Source organism: Geitlerinema sp. CS-897 (genome assembly GCF_028368005.1).
In the GTDB taxonomy this organism is placed as follows: domain Bacteria; phylum Cyanobacteriota; class Cyanobacteriia; order Cyanobacteriales; family Geitlerinemataceae; genus Baaleninema; species Baaleninema simplex.
This window is the reverse complement of sequence record NZ_JAQNCQ010000276.1, coordinates 1-17,392: the sequence shown is the minus strand read 5'-3', so window position 1 is coordinate 17,392 and position 17,392 is coordinate 1. Positions and strand designations below refer to the sequence as shown.

General features: G+C 52.4%; 12 protein-coding genes, 2 tRNA genes and 1 pseudogene. 8 read left to right on the top strand and 7 right to left on the bottom strand.

What is annotated here, in order from left to right; genetic code table 11:
* Window positions 1–13: 13 nt before the first annotated feature.
* From POG22_RS17305 to POG22_RS17295, 3 genes are all read right to left on the bottom strand, one after another.
* Window positions 14–2,038, bottom strand: coding sequence for an FAD-dependent oxidoreductase (locus tag POG22_RS17305; protein ID WP_498906617.1), 2,025 nt, complete (start codon window positions 2,036–2,038; stop codon window positions 14–16).
* A gap of 371 nt (window positions 2,039–2,409) precedes the next feature.
* Entirely contained in the window at window positions 2,410–3,207 is a 798-nt protein-coding gene (locus tag POG22_RS17300) for an MOSC domain-containing protein (RefSeq protein WP_498906607.1), read from the bottom strand.
* A 36-nt stretch (window positions 3,208–3,243) separates the two neighbouring features.
* Complete coding sequence (locus POG22_RS17295; protein WP_498906606.1) at window positions 3,244–3,546, bottom strand: DUF3181 family protein; 303 nt, start codon at window positions 3,544–3,546, stop codon at window positions 3,244–3,246.
* A gap of 430 nt (window positions 3,547–3,976) precedes the next feature.
* Between POG22_RS17295 and POG22_RS17290 the strand changes: the two genes are divergently transcribed.
* From POG22_RS17290 to POG22_RS17280, 3 genes are all read left to right on the top strand, one after another.
* On the top strand, window positions 3,977–4,969 hold the full coding sequence (locus POG22_RS17290; protein WP_498906616.1) for a M42 family metallopeptidase: 993 nt from the start codon (window positions 3,977–3,979) through the stop codon (window positions 4,967–4,969).
* A gap of 130 nt (window positions 4,970–5,099) precedes the next feature.
* Window positions 5,100–5,172 (top strand) — tRNA-Glu (locus POG22_RS17285).
* Between the two features lie 190 nt (window positions 5,173–5,362).
* Window positions 5,363–5,435, top strand: a tRNA-Glu gene (locus POG22_RS17280).
* Window positions 5,436–5,510: 75 nt separating this feature from the next.
* On the opposite strand, the gene POG22_RS17275 is transcribed toward POG22_RS17280, so the two are convergent.
* Complete coding sequence (locus POG22_RS17275) at window positions 5,511–6,113, bottom strand: DUF3611 family protein (protein WP_498906605.1); 603 nt, start codon at window positions 6,111–6,113, stop codon at window positions 5,511–5,513.
* A 514-nt stretch (window positions 6,114–6,627) separates the two neighbouring features.
* Between POG22_RS17275 and urtA the strand changes: the two genes are divergently transcribed.
* From urtA to urtE, 5 genes are all read left to right on the top strand, one after another.
* The gene (urtA, locus tag POG22_RS17270) at window positions 6,628–7,941 is read left to right on the top strand and encodes an urea ABC transporter substrate-binding protein (protein ID WP_498906604.1); all 1,314 of its coding nucleotides are present in this window, start codon (window positions 6,628–6,630) and stop codon (window positions 7,939–7,941) included.
* A 148-nt stretch (window positions 7,942–8,089) separates the two neighbouring features.
* On the top strand, window positions 8,090–9,256 hold the full coding sequence (locus POG22_RS17265; protein WP_498906603.1) for an ABC transporter permease: 1,167 nt from the start codon (window positions 8,090–8,092) through the stop codon (window positions 9,254–9,256).
* Between the two features lie 88 nt (window positions 9,257–9,344).
* A complete protein-coding gene (gene urtC / locus POG22_RS17260) occupies window positions 9,345–10,508 on the top strand; it encodes an urea ABC transporter permease subunit UrtC (RefSeq protein ID WP_498906602.1) in 1,164 nt (387 codons plus the stop codon).
* Window positions 10,509–10,603: 95 nt separating this feature from the next.
* Complete coding sequence (gene urtD / locus POG22_RS17255) at window positions 10,604–11,371, top strand: urea ABC transporter ATP-binding protein UrtD (protein ID WP_498906601.1); 768 nt, start codon at window positions 10,604–10,606, stop codon at window positions 11,369–11,371.
* A gap of 41 nt (window positions 11,372–11,412) precedes the next feature.
* Window positions 11,413–12,111: an urea ABC transporter ATP-binding subunit UrtE gene (gene urtE, locus POG22_RS17250; RefSeq protein ID WP_498906615.1), complete on the top strand. Its 699-nt coding sequence runs from the start codon at window positions 11,413–11,415 to the stop codon at window positions 12,109–12,111.
* 405 nt (window positions 12,112–12,516) lie between these two features.
* On the opposite strand, the gene POG22_RS17245 is transcribed toward urtE, so the two are convergent.
* From POG22_RS17245 to POG22_RS17235, 3 genes and pseudogenes are all read right to left on the bottom strand, one after another.
* Window positions 12,517–14,688 (bottom strand): DNA phosphorothioation-associated putative methyltransferase, encoded by a 2,172-nt coding sequence (locus POG22_RS17245; RefSeq protein ID WP_498906600.1) that lies wholly within the window; start codon window positions 14,686–14,688, stop codon window positions 12,517–12,519.
* A 263-nt stretch (window positions 14,689–14,951) separates the two neighbouring features.
* A complete protein-coding gene (gene bchD / locus POG22_RS17240; protein WP_498906599.1) occupies window positions 14,952–17,006 on the bottom strand; it encodes a magnesium chelatase ATPase subunit D in 2,055 nt (684 codons plus the stop codon).
* A gap of 254 nt (window positions 17,007–17,260) precedes the next feature.
* Window positions 17,261–17,392, bottom strand: a pseudogene (locus POG22_RS17235) (IS30 family transposase); the annotation flags it as partial.

The window sequence follows — 17,392 nt, the reverse complement described above, 5'->3', positions numbered from 1 at the left end:
ACAAATCTGACAACTAATCCCAGTTATCCCAAGTATTGTTAAAAATCGACGTATTGGGGAACACGACCGGATTTCCATTATCCGTCAACCGCCGCTGCAACGCCTCTAACTGCGGTTCGGGATAAGGCAAATCGTCCACCAACTCGTAAGGTGCAATGTCGTTTTCTAACGCAAAGGCCGCTGTGGTTCCCACCGCAGCCCCAGCCGACCATTCAAAGGAGTGAACTCGGTACGCCGCCGCTGCAATGTGACTCGTGGCGATGCTTTTTCCGGCGACTAAAAGGTTGTCTAACTTCTGCGGAATCGTCGATCGCAGGGGAATTTGAAACGGAAACGCCCGTCCTGCACCTCGCCGTTCCCCCGGACGCTCGTAATTTCCAGGGGCTTCTGGGGGACTCAACGCCATGCAAGGGTGAAAGTCGATCGCATAATGTCCGATTCCCACCGTATCGGGAAATAGGGTCGATCGCATTCGCCGTTCGGCTTCTTCTGGCGGAATCTCCCGTGCAGCCACCGCCGTCGCCTCTAACCCCGATAATACCGCCCACAACTGGCGAAATTCCTCGGGAAGTAAATTAATGCGGTAGAAATCCTCGCGAAAATCCGCTTGGGAAATGTCCACTTCCCACACCGTAAACCCGTCGCGATGCGTCCAGTCGGGACGACCGATAATCCGCCGTCCTTCCCGCATATAAGGATACTTCGACAAACCGTGAGCGGTTCCCATCGGCGAGTCGAAGCCGCTGAGGTAGCGGTGGTTGGGGTGGGGTTCTTTGACGCCGTCTCCTAATTGGGAATCGGTGGTTCCGCGAACCAACCAATAAAAGTAACCGATCGCATTTTCCTCACCTCGCCGCAGCGTCTCCGTTCGCAGTCCCCCCAGCCATCCGCCGGGTTCGAGTTGTCCGGTTTCCGCGAGTTGGTTGCGGGTGTAAATTAAGTTGTCCTCGGCGGTTCCGGGGCGATAGTCGTTCCCCCAAGTCCAGTTTTGCATGGAGATGTCGCCGGGATAAATCGGGTATTCTCGCACGTTCCCCGGTAAGTCTTCCTTCGGCTTCATGCTGTGGATGCGGCGATAGGTGTAAACCAGGGTGAAGTCCGCCAGGCGATCGAGTTCGTAGCTGTAATAGGGTTCGTACTGGGGGTAAAATTCCGGCATTTCGTGGTTTTGGGGTTCCTCCGTCGCCTCCATCGCGAAGGTGTAGGTGAAACCTTGGGTACAGTAGGGATCGCCGGTTTCGCTCGAAGAAGAGGGTTCGAGATAGGAGCGGGGATCGATTCCCACGCGATAGGGAACGTCCGCTAAGCCGATGAGTTCTCCGGTTTCTGTGGCGTCGATGACGTACCAGTTGGGGGAAGTTCGCGGCGGTTCGTCTTTGTCTAACGGTTGCGGGACAAACCGAACGATCGCCTTCTCGAAGCGATCGGAATCTTCGTAACGATAGGCGTCTTCGATGGTTGCAGACAGGGGAAACGTATTAATCGGGGGAGCGTCGGGAGTGCTTTGGTGTTGAATGGCGATCGCCGCAGAAATAATGTTACCTTCAGCGTTATACTCCAAATCTTTGATTACCGTATTGGGAAACCATTTCAGCGTCCCATCTCCAGCATCTTCGGCATCTTCGAGGATTTCAAACAGCAACTCGTGACCGTCGTAGGGCATGAAACAGGACTCGCTGACCCAACAAGCCCCCGGATTGAGAAGATTGTAACGATCTTCAATGGCAGTTCGTAACGCCAGATACCCTCGAGGATAGTACAGCAAACTCCGTTGCGTGGCACGTTCGTCGAGAGCAGAGGTTCCTTGGGCGGAAATCTGTCCCCCCACCCAATCGGTAATTTCCGTCATGCAAACGGTTTTTCCGTCGAGGAGAGCTTCGTAAGCGGCGGCGGAACCGGATAACCCACCACCAACCACCAGTAGTTCGCAAGTTTCTTCAATGTCGGGAGTTCGTGGGGGTGTGGCGACGGCTCGGGGTGCGAGACTGGGAGTCAAGAGAGAGAGGGACGCCAAGGAAAGTAACGTCTTTCGCTTCATGTGTCGATCTAAAAAAGGACGATATCCGAAGTTTCCCTCAGAAAACATCAAAATTGTGGCAAAACGGTGTCGGTTTTTCAGCCGCCAGTCTTTTACAGTCACCAGTCTTTTACAGTCACCAGTCTTTTACAGTCACCAGTCGCCAGTCACCAGTCACCAGTCGCCAGTTGGTAGGGTGCGTGACTTGAAAAATCGGGTGTAAATCGTGAAACCGAGAACTCGTCACGCACCGACAATGTACGCTGCCAACATACAAGGGTGTGTAACGCGGGGGAAATCCTGTGGCCGCCATCCGGTCAATCTCGTTCCCGCGTTACGCACCTTTGACAGCTCCCCCATCATAGGTTTATCGAACCCATGTCATCCCCGCGTTACGCACCGTATACAGAAATTTCGTCGTGGGTGGTGACGGCTCCCGAGGTTAACACTTTGGCGATGACGCCGGTACGAGCGTGTCCGAAGTGTTGGGGAAGTCGAGCCAATAGGGGTAAATCGGCTTCTCCGGTGTCGGGGTTGACGTTGATGTTGAAACAGCGTCCGATGGGGGCGGTGATTTCGACGAGGACGCTTCCTAACTTTACGCGACGCCCTATCCAGTTGAATTCCTCCCAGGCGGCAATTCCCTCGACGACGAAGTTGGGGCGGAATCGCCGAGGATCGATGGCCTCGACACCGACGGCTTGGGCGATCGCGTCGAAGGTGGCTTGGGAAATTATCGAAATTTGTCCCGGTTCGCGATCGCGATATTGGGTTTCTCCCGTCGCCGTTCCGACGAAGCAAATCGAAGCTTTTTGGGGATGTCTGGCGGCGGAACTGGGGGTGAGGGTTTGCAGGTATTCGGTGAAAAATGCGCCGATGCGATCGCGATCGCCCTCGTCATTCGTCTTCGCCGACAGCAAAACCTCCTGGTTTCGTTTCACCGTTAAGGTTTGGCTGTCGAAATCATAGTGACAGCATAAGGCGGCTAACTGCGGCCAGTCGTTTTGAACGGCGAAATGCTTTTTTTGTTGCCACGGGGCGAGTCTTCCCGGTTCTTTACCCGTATCGACAAACATTAACCCAAAGGCGCGATCGCACACCATTCCCCAATTTTCTCGTAATTCCGCCTGGGCGATCGACTGGGGCGACAATCCCTTAACCGGATGAACGAAAATTTGTCGAACTTGCATTTCGCCTATCGTGTAGAAGTGATTCGAGCGTACCGTCTAGAGATTTTCCTTTTGGAAATCCTCTAACAACTCCGCCAACTGACTTTGACACGTTGCAGGCAGCAAGTCCAGCAGCGAAACTTCCGTGCGTCCGCCACCGAGGGGAACTGAGATGTCTTGCAACACCGTTTGAACGTTGGCGTTGCTGAGATCGTCGTTTTCCAGCATCGGATAAAACCGTTCGGCGAGGGGGATATGTAAGTTCGCGTCACCGAGGTAAAGATGCCATTTGGCCACGTCGATATAGATTTTATCGGCGATTTCGGCGGCGAGGGTTTCGATTTCTCGGGTCGTAGCCATAATTCCGTAGGTTTGCGACGATAAATCGATCGTAACGCAAGCTGAGGAGATGAGGAGCGTAGGGTGCCGTGACGCGGGGAAACAATGTTGTCGAAGTTAGGAGAATGGACTTCCCGCGTCACGCACCGCCCCCAACCGAAAGAGGAGATGAGGAGCGTAGGGTGCCGTGACGCGGGGAAACAATGTTGTCGAAGTTAGGAGAATGGACTTCCCGCGTCACGCACCGCCCCCAACCGAAAGAGGAGAAGAGGAAAAGCGTAGGGTGCCGTGACGCGGGGAAACAATGTTGTCGAAGTTAGGAGAATGGACTTCCCGCGTCACGCACCGCCCCCAACCGAAAGATGGGAAAATGACCCATTAGCGTAAATTAGCGATCGAGGAGGTTCAGTTGGCGTTTGAGGAACTGTGTCAGACGATTGAAGATTTGGTGATGTGTCATTCCCCAAGCGGCGACGAACGGGAGATCGATCGCCTGTTGCTCGATCGCTTCGCAGCTTGTGGCGTCGAAGTTTGGAAAGACGAGGCGGAAAACGTCATCGCGAAGATTCCAGGGCAGAATTCCGATCGCGCGATCGCTATTACCGGCCATAAAGATGAAATTGGGGCGATCGTCAACGATATCGAACCCGATGGACGCGTCAACGTCCGTCCGTTGGGTGGTTCGTTTCCCTGGGTGTATGGAGAAGGCGTCGTCGATCTCCTCGGCGATCGCGCCACGATACCGGGAATCCTCAGCTTTGGTTCCCGTCACGTTTCTCACAATTCCCCCCAAAAGGCGTTGCAAAGCGAGTTGGCGTTGAATTGGGAAGACGCCTGGATCGAAACCAAGCGATCGCGCGAACATCTCGATTTAGTGGGGGTGCGCCCCGGAACCCGCGTCGTCGTCGGAAAACACCGCAAACGCCCCTTTCGCATCGACGACTACATCACCAGTTATACCCTCGATAACAAGGCATCCGTTGCCATTTTGCTGGCGTTAGCCGAACGGGTGAAAAACCCGCTGATGACGGTGTATTTGGTGGCCTCGGCGAAAGAAGAAGTCGGAGCGATCGGAGCGTTGTACTTCACCAACCGTAACCGCCTCGACGCCCTCATCGCCTTAGAAATTTGCCCCCTCGCCCCAGAATATCCCATCGAAGATGGAGACGCTCCGGTGTTGTTGTCTCAAGACGGATACGGCGTTTACGATGAATGGTTGAACGCACGATTGCGGGCGGCGGCGCAAGAGGCGAACGTTCCGCTACAACAGGCGGTGATTCGCAGCTTTGGCAGCGACGGATCGATCGCCATGAAGTTCGGTCACGTTGCTCGAGCGGCCTGTTTGGGCTTCCCCACCCAAAACACCCACGGTTTCGAGATTGCCTCTCTAGGAGCGATCGATCGCTGTATTCAAGTCCTGGCCAGCTATTGTCAAACCACCTAACCCTCTTTCTCCAAAATTCTAGAAAAAATTTGGGTTTTAGGACTTGACAGCTCCAAATATATTAGTTAATTTAGTAAAGGCTCAAGCGAAATCGCCCGAGCGAGATTTGCCGACGCCAAACAAAATACCTGCCCCCATCGTCTAGAGGCCTAGGACACCTCCCTTTCACGGAGGCGACGGGGATTCGAATTCCCCTGGGGGTATTTTACAATCAACAGCGAGCAGCGGACAGTTGGCTTCGCTGCTTTGTTGTGTTCGGGTTTCGCCTGCTTGGTGAATTCTGAAAAAATTGGGTTTGGGGACTTGACAGCTCGAGAAATCACAGCTATATTGGTAAACGCTCGAGCAATAAAGCCGCAAGGTAATAAGGCTCGAGGAGCTACCCAAATACCTGCCCCCATCGTCTAGAGGCCTAGGACACCTCCCTTTCACGGAGGCGACGGGGATTCGAATTCCCCTGGGGGTATTTTACAATCAACAGCGAGCCACGAACCCAACTGTTCGCGGCTTTGTTGTTTTTGGGATTGGGAAAGGCGGATCTTCACGTTAAGCCGACATCTTCGGGGTTGCCGATGCGGTAGATGAGCCAGAACGCTTCTAACATGGCGATAAAGTGGGCAGCGATCCCGTTGAGGTTAGCGACCATGACTAGGGCATCGAGAGCGCGGACGGCGTGACTGGCTTGTGTTAGCGTGGTTCCGGGGGGTTGGGAAATCGTTTTAGCCACCAAAACGCTGGCAGTTACACCCGATCCCAAGAGTGTGACGATCGCCCCGACGATCCCCACAACTGCTGCTATTTTCAGCGATCGCACAGTATTCGATCTTTTGGGATTGCGATCGACGCGGGGATCGAGTAGTCGTTTTCCCACGCGGGCGAAGCGAAACGACAACACGACGCAAAACGCAGCCCCAACGCCGCCGATGGTGGCCAGAAACATTCCCATGCCGATTCCGGGGTTCGACTCCTCCGCCACACCGCGACCCGTCACGGCGAAAATCAGAGATAAGACAATAGCAAAGGTCGCAAACAGTTGCAGCCAAAAGCTGACCCAACCCGTAATCCGTAGGGTTTTGGCTTTATCGCGGACAGTTTGAGATAGGGCAAGGCGATCTTGAGGTTGAGGGGAGGCAGTCGAACTCATAGTAATGGTTGCGTCGGGTGTCCTGGGGTCGGAGTCGGTGCGTTACGTCGTTAAATATTGTGCGTGTTGCAGTGTTCTGCTGGCAGGCATAACACCTCAAACGTTTTGAATGAAAGTCTCGACACGCAGCTTACTTGCTAGATTACTCAATTCCATCGAGCCAACAACTCTATCGCGCGACAGAAATCGATCGAGGGCGACTGGGGGATTTTTGCAACGGCGATCGCACTTTCCCGTTATCCCCACCGGACAAAGCATATTTTGTATATCTCGTTACAATTACTACTTTTAAATTCCTCTAGGATACATCAGCGAAAGGGCGTTCTTGTTACCGTTTTTCAGAAATTTCCTACTGCGCTCGATCTTGAGATGATGCCACATCGCACCTCGCGAACGTTACCGATTGTCGGTACGTTCCGAGGGTCTTTTCTCGTTCTAAGTTTCTATTAAAAAGTCTCTCGTTTCGAGCGTTTTGCCCTGGTTGGCGAATTCAAGTTTTTTCACAAAATTGACTATGAGCAATGGGTTAGGTCGGCGTAAATTTCTTCTGTACGGATCGGCAGCGTTCGGAACGAGCCTGCTGTTAAAATCCTGTAGCACTCCCCCCGAAACCGGAACCGATACCGGCAACGGTGACGGCGCGACGGGAGGAGAAAATGGCGACACCATTAAAGTCGGCATTCTTCACTCCCTCAGCGGCACGATGGCAATTAGCGAAACCACCGTGGTCGAAGCCGAAAAACTCGCTATCAAAGAAATTAACGAGGCAGGCGGCGTCCTCGGAAAACAGATCGAAGCCGTTGTCGAAGACGGAGCCTCGGACTGGCCGACGTTTGCAGAAAAAGCCGAAAAACTGATCGATCGAGACCAAGTCGCCGTTGTTTTCGGATGTTGGACTTCTGCCAGTCGCAAAGCGGTCAAAGACGTTTTCGAGTCGAAAGACCATATGTTATGGTATCCCGTGCAATACGAAGGGCAAGAATGCTCGAAAAATATTTTTTATACGGGAGCTGCGCCGAACCAACAGATCGAGCCTGCCGTCCAATGGCTGCTCGATAATAAAGGAACGGACTTTTTCTTAGTCGGCTCGGACTACGTTTTCCCCCGCACGGCGAATACCGTCATTAAAGAACAACTAAAAGCCGAAGGTGGCAACACTGTCGGGGAAGATTATCTGCCCTTGGGAAGTACGGAAGTCACGCCGATTATTACCAAAATTCAACAAGCACTGCCCGATGGCGGCATTATCTTCAACACCCTCAATGGAGACAGCAACGTCGCGTTCTTCAAACAAATGCAAGGGGCAGGTTTGACACCGGACAAATACCCCGTCATGTCGGTCAGTATCGCCGAAGAAGAAGTGCGACAAATCGGGAAAGAGTTCCTCATCGGTCATTACGCCTCTTGGAACTACTTCCAAACCGTCGAGACTCCCGAAAACGAAAAATGGGTTCAAGCCTTCAAAGCCGAATACGGCGAAGATCGCGTGACCAACGACCCCATGGAAGCAGCGTACATCATGGTGTACCTGTGGAAGCAAGCGGTCGAACAAGCAGGAACCACCGACCTCGAAGCCGTCCGTCAAGCGGCCATCGGTCAAGAATTCCAAGCCCCCGAAGGGTTGGTGACGGTTAACCCCAACCACCACCTCTCGAAAACGGTTCGCATCGGTCAAGTGCGCGATGACGGCTTGTTCGATATCGTTTGGTCTACCGACGAACCGGTTGCCCCGCAAGCGTGGAATCAATACGTTCCAGCCACAAAGGGGTACGCCTGCGATTGGTCTGACCCCAGCAAAGGGGAAAGGTTTAAGGCTGAAGACGTTTGAGCCTTCTCGGGTCGGTCACTTCGCCGTCGCACCATCGTTCCCAGGCTCTGCCTGGGAATGTTGTTCCCGAGGCTCTGCTTCGGGCGTGCCTTGGGTGTCCGCTCGAGCGCACTGAAGATTTGAGTAAAGTAAATCTTTTAACCAGCAAATGCTAGAACTTGCGGTTGGTATTTTTAACGGTTTCAGTATTGGTTCGGTATTGTTACTCGCCGCCTTGGGACTCGCGATCGTCTTCGGCTTGATGGGTGTTATTAACTTAGCCCACGGCGAATTAATGATGCTCGGGGCTTATGCAACTTTCGTCGTTCAAAACATCTTTCAAGGATTCGGCGACGGTGCGTTTAGCCTTTATATTTTCGTAGCACTTCCCGTCGCGTTTATCGTGTCGGCGATCGCAGGACTGATCCTCGAGCGAGGCGTCATTCGCTTCCTTTACGGACGCCCCCTAGAGACTCTCCTGGCAACCTGGGGAATCAGTCTGATTTTGCGTCAGTTCGTCCGCAGCGTCAACGGTGTATTAGTTCTGGGAATTGTCCTGTTTTGTCTGTTGTTTTTCGGCGGACTCTGGTTTCTCAGCAAACGTACCGATTGGGAACGCATTCGTACCGCTGCAATTTCCGCTTTACTTCCGCTTTCGTTGGCGATTTCTGTAGTGGCGGGGGTGTTGGTATCGAAAACTGGCGTAGAAGTCCTGACAAAACCCTGGTTTAGCGCCCGAAACGTAGACGTAACGCCCCCGGCTTGGTTGCGGGGTGGGTTTTCCGTGGGGATTTATCAACTTCCCTATTCGCGGATTTTTATCATCGTTTTAACGGTGCTTTGTTTGCTGGGAATTTACTGGTTTTTGAATCGATCGATCTGGGGTTTGCGAATCCGAGCCGTCACGCAAAACCGCGAAATGAGTGCTTGTTTGGGCATTCCAACCGATACCGTAGATGCGTTGACGTTTGCGATCGGTTCTGGCTTGGCGGGAATTGCAGGATGTGCCATTACCTTGTTGGGATCGGTCGGTCCGAATACGGGACAAAATTACATCGTCGATGTGTTTATGGTGGTGGTCGTTGGAGGTGTGGGGAATTTGTTCGGAACGGTTATCGCCGCGTTAGCGATCGGAATCGTGACGTATTTAATCGGCTCTGGAACTTTGGCATTGATGTTTTCTAATAGTGATGCGTTGCAACCTTTGACTGATTTCTTTACGTTTTTTGCCACGACGAGTATGGCAAAAGTTATGGTGTTTGCATTGATTATTGCGTTCTTACAGGTGAAACCATCGGGAATTTTTCCACAAAAAGGACGTACCGCAGAACTTTAAGGAAATTCGGGAAAAGCGCCTCGTTTTGTCGATCTCGATCGCAAACAATAGTTCAGAATATAAAACCCAGGCTGTCTAGGTATTTACAATGAATGCGGAAGTCGGCAATTTTGCCAAGCGACAACAACAGAAAAAGCAACAGATTATCGAACTCGCGATCGCCCTCGGTTTGGCGTTAGTCTTTGCGATCGTCATGCCCGCCTTACTCCCAGCTTTTCGACTCAAACTTTTAGGGCGGTTTGTCGCACTCTCGATCGTGGCGTTGGGACTCGATTTAATTTGGGGATATACTGGGCTGTTGAGTTTGGGACACGGTATTTTCTTCGCCCTCGGCGGCTACGCTCTGGCGATGCACTTAAAACTACAACTGCCCGAGGGACAAATTCCTGAATTTTTTACGTTATACGGCGTGACGGAACTGCCTTGGTTTTGGACGCCCTTTTATTCGTTTCCCTTGACGATCGTTGCTATTTTCGTAATTCCCGCGATCGTGGCGGGTTTGCTGGGCTACCTCGTCTTTCGCAACCGCATTAAAGGGGTCTATTTTTCGATTTTGACGCAAGCGGCGTTGCTGGTCTTTTTTAACTTTTTCAACGGTCAACAAAAGCTCATTAACGGCACGAACGGACTCAAAACCGACACGGAAACCATTTTTGGCGTTTTAGTCGGGTCGGAGGGCGCACAATTGGCGTTCTACGAAATATCTGTGTTGGGGTTGCTATTGGTATATTTCCTCTGTCGCTGGTTGACGACGGGACGGTTCGGACGGTTGCTCGTGGCGATTCGCGACGACGAAACTCGGGTTCGCTTTACGGGATATGACCCCACAGGATACAAGGTTTTGGTCTTTGCGATTTCGGGGGCGATCGCGGGTGTTGCGGGGGCATTGTACACCGTGCAAACGGGCATTATTACCCCTAGTGCAATGGAAGTGGCCTTTTCGATCGAAATGGTGATTTGGGTGGCGGTAGGCGGTCGCGCGACCCTCATCGGTGCCATTATTGGAACGCTGTTAGTGCGGTTAGGACAAACTTTTCTCAGCGAACAGTTTCCAGAAGTTTGGTTGTTTTTCCAAGGGGCGTTATTCCTGTTGGTGGTGACGGTTCTTCCTAACGGAATTTTCGGCTGGGCGCGAGATTGGGGAATTCCCAAGTTGCGATCGCTCCTCGGTTTACAAGAACAACTCATTACGTATCCGGCTCTCGAACAAGACCCAGAAATTCAACAAGAACGGGAAGAACTCGAGCGTTAAAAAATCGTAAATTGGGTTGAAGGACTAAACCTGACACCTCAACAAACTTCTGTTGCATTTGATAATGTTAACGTTCGTACCGAGCCACTGAATCGATGTCAGAACAAACCACCGAAAAAATTCTAGAAATCGACAATCTAACCGTCAGTTTTGACGGGTTCAAAGCTCTCAACGACCTCAATTTTAGTATGAACGTCGGCGAGTTGCGGGTCGTTATCGGTCCCAACGGAGCGGGAAAAACCACCTTTCTGGACGTGATTACGGGAAAAGTCAAACCTACCGAAGGAAAGGTGTATTTCCAAGGACAAAATTTGCGGCCGTACAACGAACATCAAATCGCCCGTATGGGAATCGGACGCAAGTTTCAAACCCCTCGCGTCTATCTCAACTTGACCGTTCGAGAAAACCTCGATCTCGCCAGCAACCGCCAAAAAGGGGTATTTCGTACCTTACTGGGGAAACCGACAAAGAGCGATCGCCGCACTGTCAACGGACTTCTCGAAACGATCGGTTTGACAGCGAAAGCGGAATTACAGGCGGCGTTACTCTCTCACGGAGAAAAGCAACGGTTAGAAATTGGAATGTTAGTCGCACAGTCGCCGGATTTGCTGTTAGTAGACGAACCGGTAGCCGGACTGACAGACGAGGAAACGGAAAACGTGGGAAATCTCCTATTGGCGTTAGCGCAGAGTCATTCGATCGTCGTCATCGAACACGATATGGAATTCGTCCGACAAATCGCTCGTACTGTCAGCGTATTGCACCAAGGATCGCTGTTGTGCGAAGGGAATATGGACGAGGTGCAGAACGACCCCCGCGTGATTGAAGTGTATTTGGGACAGCAAGAGGAAGAAGCAGCATGACGAACGCAACTATCGATCCCCCAGTCACAGCATCTGACTTGATGTTGCGCGTGTCAGGATTAAACGTGTACTACGGCGAAAGTCACATTTTGCGAAATGTAGATTTGAGCGTTCCTTGCGGACAAATGGTCTGTCTCATCGGTCGAAACGGCGTGGGAAAAACCACACTATTGAAGACCATTGTAGGGTTGCTGAAACCGAGAACGGGGGCGATCGAACTGATGGACTCTCCCATTAACACTCTCTCCCCCGACAAACGGGCGAGATTGGGAATTGGCTACGTTCCCCAAGGGCGAGAAATCATTCCCCGCGTGACGGTGAAGGAAAACCTATTACTGGGGTTAGAAGCTCGTCCGGGGAAACGACGCAACGCCACGATTCCCGAGTCGATTTTCGAGTTGTTCCCGGTTCTGAAAACGATGTTGGGGCGTATGGGGGGCGATTTGAGTGGCGGACAGCAACAGCAGTTGGCGATCGCTCGAGCGTTGATGGGGGAACCGAAACTGTTGGTGTTAGACGAACCGACGGAGGGGATTCAACCGTCGATTATTTTGGAAATTGAAGCGGCGGTACGTCGGATTATTGAAGAAACGGGAATTTCGGTGTTGCTAGTGGAGCAACATTTACATTTCGTTCGCCAAGCCGATTGCTATTACGCGATGCAGAAAGGGGGAATCGTCGCTTCGGGCGAGACTAGCGAGTTGAGTCGCGACGTGATTCAGCAGTTTTTGGCGGTGTGATGGGACAAGGCGATATCTGACAGCAAACGCCCCAGTTTTGATGACCCTCGATTCATGCGATCGATCTATGCAGACAAGTATTTCTATTCTGTACCTTCAAGTGCTGCAACTGCTTCTTGGAGATTTAATGGAAGTTTTTCTGCAAGAGTCAGATACCTCTGAAATCCTGCTGGACATTTTATGTTATGTGGATTGGGGAGCATCCCGTTTTGGAAGATACATGACAATTGATTGTTGAAAATCGTTTCAAGACGTAGGTGAATTCGTCTCTGTGAGAGGCAAGCCAGTATTCTCAATAGTAGCTGCTTATCTATAATTGCCGAAATGGGATGTTCCCTGTGGATTGTAAGCGATCGCCGATCGCCCTTCAGTTTCCATTTTTAAATACAATTGAGGCGAGAAGTATTATATTATATTGCGATCGCGGTGCGATCGCTCTGCCGAACGACGCCTTCTAGACACAACGAGTTTCTTACGATACGGATCGGCGTCTTTTTGCCAGTAAACGCGATGTCCTTGCAATTCGGCGCAGTGTTCGTTCAAGCATTCTATCCACTGTTTTTGACGGCGGATTTTTTCTAAGTCGTCTAACAATCCCCATTTTTCTTCTTGTCGCGTTAGCCGTTTAAATTTATCATATAAAGGGTAATTTGGAGTTACAAACTGTTCTTTTTTATGCAAAACAAATGGATTTTTATAATACGTATAATCGTAATACGTAACGTCTAATTCTTGTAAATCGATTTGTACGATGCGCCGAACGATTGGATGAGGATCTTCGTCGAAATCGGGACAAAACAAATAAGAAATCTTCGGACGTTGCGTGTGAAATTGAATTAACGTCGTGTCTTCCATGCGTCCGATAGTGCGACTGGCGCAACCTTCGTAAATTCGCAACAGGGGATCGAGGTCTTCAAAAGCACTGATATGCACCACCAACCCTCGCCGCGATCGCTGTCCGAGAGGACTGTTGTTGCAAAGGGTCGATAATCGGGATAAATCCCCCACAGAAAACAACATTAAATCGGCGGCGGCTAACGCTTGTTTGTAGCTGCCAAAAAAGGCGCGAATATCGTATTGCAACGTGCGATCGAGCTGTCCGAACCGGGGAAGATGGCGGAATTTCGTCAGCGCCAAATAAATCAACAACTCCTGACGGCGGCGTTCGGCGATGTCGTACCAATCCGATTCGTCCGTCGCCCACAATACCACCCGAAACGCACGCCGGAAACTTCCGAACACCTCGAGAATTTCCGTCTGTTCGTGTAACTCGTCTCCTCGGGGGAGTCGTCCGCGATCGCTGTAAAACTGCATCAGAGGTTCGAGGATTTCCCGATGTTCCTCGAACTGTTTCACCGAGACGCGAATTCGCGGTGTCGTCGATCGCGATCGAAACCGAGACAGACGAAACTGTTCCCCGCGATCGATATCCCGAAACACCGCGTAAACCCCCAATCCCAGGGGAATCGAATCCACCCCGAGAACGCTGTCGATATAGACTTTCAGTTCTTCCTGTTCGTAATATTTCTGAAACGTGCGCCGTCGCGTCACCACCCCGTCGCCATACGCCAGTTGTCCCGCATCGCGATCGCGAATCGCAACTTGCGCCGACACCACCAACACCTCTCGCGTCAACTCCCACGCCTTCACCAAAGCTTCCCGACGTTCGGCGGGTTCTTCAATGACGTTAATCACGTACCCCAAATTCACCACATCGGCGGCTTCGATGGGATTGTCTGGCGCATAATAGGGATCCCATCCGTGACTGACAATTTCTTGTTGTGCGATGCGATCGACATCGCCGCCGTACCCGCATCCGTAATCAAAAAAGCTTTTCTCTGGCGGTAGCAACCCCGCTTGTAACGCCAATTTGACCGGACGAGACAAATCGTGACGGACGATAGCAGCGCGATGGCGATCGATCTTGGGCTTAACGAGATTTCCCTCGCTGTCGTGGCGGCGAACCACCGTGTAATCGCGAATTTCGACCCCCGCTTCCTGCAAACATTTTTCCCAACCCGCCAGGGTTCCGATGTGGCGTCGTTTATCGAGGAGTCCGAAGCGTTCCTCTTGTTTCGTCAAACGCACGAAATCCTCGTAACCGGGATAATCTGGGGTGACGAAGGTTTCCTTCCGGTGCAGAACTGGAGGATTTTCAGTAATTTGATAAGTGCGGCGATCGACGCTGCGATGGTGGAGGTTGACGCGAATACTGCTGTGAAGCACTGGATGGGGTTCGCTGTCGAATTCCGGGTAAGCCAGATAGGAGAGTTTCGGATGTTCGAGAGAAAACTTCACCAGCGTTGCACCGTCTAAATCGTCGAGAAGACTTCTGGCGCAGGCTTCGTAGAGACGCAGGGGAAGCGATAAGTTCTCGACGGCGCACCAGTGAACGTAAAGTGCGGCGGGAAGGTGTTTTCCGAGGGGGCTGTCGTTGCAACAGGCGACGATGCGATCGTGGGGGAGGCGATCGAGGATGTCCTCAAGGCTTTCAGGGCGCGTGTCGAATAGCCCCGCCTCGAAAGCGAGGGAAATCAGGGAATTGAGGTAGTCCGGTAAAGTGGCGTTGACGGTCATCGCACTTGAGGGATGACATTTTACTCATTACTATAGTCGAATTTCCCAACTTCCCAGATTTCTCTCGAACTTAAATCCCTCTGTGTCTGATGTGGTGCAATTTTTGAAACCTCAGCGGTGCGTGACGATTTCTCGGTCTCACGATCGACACCCGATTTTTCAAGTCACGCACCCTTGTATGTTGGCGGTGTACGTTGTCGGTGCGTGACGATTTCTCGGTCTCACGATCGACACCCGATTTTTCAAGTCACGCACCCTACGGCTTAACCCATTGCATCTCTCAACGCATTTTGCGTCATGGCTGCAATGGTTTGGTCGCTGGCTTTCGGAAGGTGATAATACTTCCCACCCGCCTGCTTCGCCAGTTCCTTCGCGAATCCCGTCGAAACAAACTTGCTTTCAGTGTCGATCACGAGAAGCTGAATGCTCAAGGCGCGAATTTTTCCGGCGATTTCCAGCAACTCTTTCTTAATATCCGGTTTTTCCCCCGGTTCCATCGGTTCTCCGAGCGATCGCGCCAAGGGAATATTTCCCCGTCCGTCCGTAATGGCCACGATCGCAGCCTGACCCACATCTCCCGACTGCTGGGCGTTCACGCACACTCGAACCGCCTGAGTCAACCCGTGCGCCAAGGGCGAACCGCCGCCGCAGGGAAGCCGTTCCAACCGTCGCCGCGCCTGAGTAATCGATCGCGTCGGGGGTAACAACACCTCGGCTTGTTCCCCACGGAACGGAATCAACGACACTTGGTCGCGACTCTGATACGCTTCCGTCAGCAGTTGCATCACCGCACCTTTCGCCGACTGCATTCGATTCAACGCCATCGACCCGGAAGCGTCCACCAGGAACACCACCAACGCCCCAGCTTTGCGAACCAACCGTTTCGATCGCAAATCGGACTGTTCCACGATGACGCGGCGACCCGGATTCCGCAACCGTCGCGACTTCTGATAGGGTGCAGCCGCCCGCAACGTCGCATCGACTGCCACGCGAGCCACTTTCCCTTGAGGTAACATCGGTTTGATATAGCGTCCGCGATCGTCAGAGAAAATCAAACTGCGGCTTCCCGATTTCCCAACCCGCTGCATCGATTGGGAGAAATACAGCACTTCCGGGTCGAGAATCGCCCCTTCCGGGTCGAAAATAAACTCTTCAGGAATGTCCGGCGTTTGGTCTTCCGGTCGATCTTCCTCTTGTTGGTCGTCCTCGTCCTGTTCCTCTTGTTGGTCGTCCTGCTGTTCGTCTTCCGGTGGGTTGGACTCCGGCGGCGGGGGAGGCGGCGGCGGTTCCTCTTCCGGCGGCGTCTGAATCACGGTCGATCGCGGAACGATGACCAATTCTACAGCCCGGCGCAAGTCGTCGGCGTTGACTTCCGTGCGTCCGTCCAAGGCGGCGGCGGCTTTGGCCACGCGCACGGCGAACAGTTCGGCGCGATGTCCCTGGACTACGCCGCGAATGGCTTCGTTGACGAGATATTCGACCTGTTCCGGTTTGATGCGAACGTCTTTCAACCATTCTCGCGCCAGGAGAATTTGGGTTTTCAAGCCGTCGAGGTCTTCATCGAACTGCTTGAGGAAGTGTTCGGGTGATTTGGCGTAATCTAACACGCGATCGACCGCCGCCACGCGCATATCGAGTCCCAGCACTTGGTCGGCGGAGAGGGTAATGGCGATGCGATCGAGCAAATGTTCCCGCAGCGGTCCTTCGTCGGGGTTGTAGGTTGCAATCAACAACGGCTGACAGGGATGTTGGAAGCTAATCCCTTCCCGTTCGATTTGGTTGCGGCCTTCTGTGAGGACGTTCAGCAGCAGGTTCGCCACTTGGTCGTCGAGAAGATTGATTTCGTCCACGTAGAGGACGCCGCGATGAGCCTGCGCCAGCAGTCCCGGTTGAAACACCGGTTGTCCCTGTTTGACGGACTGTTCTACATCGACCGACCCCAGAAGCCGGTCTTCCGTGACGTTGAGGGGAATTTGCACGAAGGGCGTCGGGATAACGCGGGTGGGCACCTCGGGCATTTCAGCACTGCTGCCGTTGGCCTGATTTCCGTAAAGTTCGATCGCGCGATCGTCCCACTCTTCGGGTTTGTTGGGATCGCAGTTACTGAGGGAGTCTGCGACGACTTCGATGGGGGGCAGTAAAGCGTGAAGGGCGCGAGCCATGACGGATTTAGCGGTTCCGCGACGGCCGGACACGGCCACGCCGCCCAAACCGGGATCGATGGCGGACAGGAGCAGAGCCAGTTTGATGGCTTCCTGTCCCACAATGGCGGTGAGGGGAAACGAGATTGGAGTGGGTGCGATGGAGGTCGCTGACATCTGTTATGTGCGATCGGATTTTCTTAAACTGTTTGATTCGATCGTACACTGTTATTCAGTCCCCAGTCATCAGTAATCGGTTAAAGTACCCCATGACACAGGCGGGAAACCGCAGTTGGGGCGCTACCGCCAAGGCGATCGCCTAGAATTTTCGGGTGGACGATCGCTAAACTACTCTATTAGGCAAAAAACACAGTTTTTTGTAAAATCTTAAAATTAATGTATTCTCTATTTTTTTATATTCAATCGCCAATTCAAGTTTGAAATGCAACGGTCTCCGATCCCTGACTATAAAATACCTCAGAAGGGGTTCGATAGTCAAGAGATTTTCGAGGACGATCGTTGAGTAAATCTACTGCTTTTTTGACCGCATCTGGTGACAAGAT